The following is a 2771-nucleotide window of genomic DNA, read 5'->3' on the forward strand; positions in this document are numbered from 1 at the left end:
AACGCCACGGGCACCACGGATCGCTGGGGGCCGCTCACCGCCTACCTGACCAAGGCCCTCGGCGTGCCGGTGAAGCTGCGGGTGGCGAGCGACTACGCCGCGGTGATCGAGGGCCAGCGCGCCGGCAACATCCAGATCGCCTATTACGGCGCGGCCGCGTTCTCGCGCGCCCTGATGACCGGCGTGACGCTGGAGCCGACGGTGAGCCCGAAGCACGAGACCGGCACGCCGGGCTACTACTCGGTGGTCTATGTTCTGGCCACGAGCCCGTACAAGACGGTGGAAGACCTCAAGGGCAGGAACCTCGCGCTGGTCGATCCGAATTCCACCTCCGGCAACCAGGCCCCGCGCTTCTTCCTCAAGCGGGCCGGCTACGACGTGGAGAAGCATTTCGGCAAGATCTTCTACGCCGGCAGCCACGAGAACGCCGTGCTGGCGCTCACGCAGGGCACCGCGGATGCCGCCGCCAATGTCTGGTATTCCGAGACCGACACGATGGCCACCCGGATGGCCGCCAAGGGCATGCTCAAGAAGCCGGACGGCACGCCGATGCGGCAGTCCGACCTCCGGGTCGTGTTCAAGTCCGACATGCTGCCGGGCGACCCCTACGCCGTGCTGGCGAGCCTGCCGGAGGCGCTGAAAGCCAAGATCCGTCAGGCCCTGCTCGATCTGCCGAAGGCCGACAAGGCGGCGTTCGACAAGCTCTCGGACGGGAAGGATCTCGACCTCGTCCCGGTGACGCTCAAGGACTACGAGCCGGTCATCGACATGCTCAAGGCCAACGACGAACAGCGCAAGAAGTCCTGAGCCGATCATGGCGAACGCGCGCGGCCTGACACCGCTGCCGCCGGAGCGGCACGCCGCCCTCTCCGGTCTCTACGCATCGGCGACGGCGGCCGCGCGCCGCCGCACCCTGGCGGGGCTCGCCATCGTGGCGGCCCTCACGCTCCTCGCCGGGCTCATCGCCGAGGTGCGGCCGCTGGTCTTCGCCGAGAACATCGGCAAGTTCACCGCCTACCTCTACGAGATCCTGCCGCCGATCGGGCTCGAACACCCGATCGCCGACATGCGCGCGTGGTATTGGGGCCTGCCCAACTGGCTGGCCCTCCTGGGCGAGACCCTGCTGATGGCCTATCTCGGCACGCTGCTCGGCGGGCTGGCGGGCTTCGCCCTCAGCTTCGTGGCGGCCGCCAACCTCGTGCGGTCGCCCTGGCTGCGGATCGGCGCCAAGCGCCTCCTGGAGGTGTGCCGCACCGTCCCCGAGGTGGTGTTCGCCCTGATCTTCGTGATCGCCTTCGGGCTCGGGCCGATGGTCGGCGTGCTCGCCATCGCGATCCACACCACGGGGGCGCTCGGCAAGCTGTTTTCCGAGGTGGTCGAAAACATCGACATGCGCCCGATCGAGGGCCTGTCGGCTTCGGGCGCCACCTGGGTCCAGACCGTGCGCTTTGCGGTGCTGCCGCAGGTGCTCTCGAACTTCGCCTCCTACGCGCTGCTGCGCTTTGAGATCAACGTGCGCGGGGCCGGTGTCATGGGCTTCGTGGGCGCCGGCGGCATCGGCCAGGAATTCCTGGTGGCGATCCGCAACTTCTACTACGCGGATGTCAGCGCGATCCTCGTGCTGATCATCCTGACCGTGTTCTGCATCGACCTCGCCACCGAGCGGGTCCGCCACCGGCTGATCGGCCCGGAGACCCACCGATGACCGCGCGTCCGGAAGCCCTGCGGGCGGCGGCCCAGGCCGATCTCGACCGGTTGCGCGCCCGCTACCCGGCGCAGTTCCGCACCGACTGGGCGGCGCGTGCCCGGCTCGCCGCCGGGCTCGGCCTCCTCGTCGGGCTTGCGGCGCTGGGCGCTTGGCGGCTCGATTTCTCGCTGGCGCGGATCCTCCATGGGCTCGGGCGGCTCGGCTCCTTCGCGGTGCTGATGGTACCACCATCGCCGGAGGGCCAGTTCTGGACCTTCCTGCACGCGCTCGGTGAGACGCTGGGCATCGCGTTCCTCGGCACGCTGACGGCGGCGATCCTGGCCTTCCCGGTCGCGTTCCTGGCGGCGCGCAACGTGGTGTCCAATCCGTTCGCGCATTTCGCCGTGCGCCGCGGCCTCGACGTGATGCGCTCGGTGGACGTGCTGATCTGGGCGCTGATCTGGATCAACGTCGTGGGTTTGGGGCCGTTCGCGGGGGCGCTCGCCATCGCGTGCTCGGATTTCGGGGCGTTCGGCAAGCTGTTCTCGGAGGCGATCGAGACCTGCGACCGGCGGCCCGGCGAGGGGGTCATCGCCTCCGGGGGCTCAAGCCTGCACCGGATCCGCTTCGGCCTGATCCCCGGGGTGCTGCCGGTGCTGGCGAGCCAGGTGCTGTACTTCTTCGAATCGAACACCCGCTCGGCGACGATCATCGGCATCGTCGGCGCGGGCGGCATCGGCCAGTACCTCACCGAGCTGATCCGCGTGCTGGAGCTGAAGCAGGTCGCCTTCCTGGTGCTGATGATCCTCGTCACCGTGGCGGCGATCGACTGGGTCTCGACCCGTCTGCGCCGGGCGCTGATCGGGCCGGCGGCGCGCTGAGCCGGTCATGGATCCCAAAGGACGCGTCCTTTGGCGGGTGCAGGGCAGAGCCCTGCAGACGGATCTTCGACCCCCTTCCGGGGGTCGAAGATCCGTTCGTCGGGGGTTTCACCCCGACACCCCACCAAAGGGCCACGCCCTTTGGAAACCTGATCTGCTGACGCTCCGGCCCTCAGCTGGCGATCACCAACTCCACCCGGTCG

At 69.1% G+C, this 2771-nt stretch carries 3 protein-coding genes; all 3 read left to right on the top strand.

Annotation, left to right across the window (positions count from 1 at the left end; translation table 11 throughout):
• On the top strand, nt 1-807 hold an 807-nt coding region (gene phnD / locus MKK88_RS17475), incomplete at its 5' end, for a phosphate/phosphite/phosphonate ABC transporter substrate-binding protein (protein ID WP_244001875.1).
• 7 nt (nt 808-814) lie between these two features.
• Nucleotides 815-1705 carry a phosphonate ABC transporter, permease protein PhnE gene (gene phnE, locus MKK88_RS17480; RefSeq protein ID WP_244001877.1) on the top strand — a complete coding sequence of 297 codons (891 nt, stop codon included), beginning with the start codon at nt 815-817 and terminating at the stop codon, nt 1703-1705.
• Nucleotides 1702-2568, top strand: coding sequence for a phosphonate ABC transporter, permease protein PhnE (gene phnE / locus MKK88_RS17485; RefSeq protein ID WP_244001879.1), 867 nt, complete (start codon nt 1702-1704; stop codon nt 2566-2568). Before phnE (MKK88_RS17480) ends, phnE (MKK88_RS17485) begins: the two co-directional genes overlap by 4 nt.
• The last annotated feature ends 203 nt before the right edge of the window (nt 2569-2771 follow it).

This window comes from Methylobacterium sp. E-005, assembly GCF_022829725.1.
Taxonomy (GTDB): domain Bacteria; phylum Pseudomonadota; class Alphaproteobacteria; order Rhizobiales; family Beijerinckiaceae; genus Methylobacterium.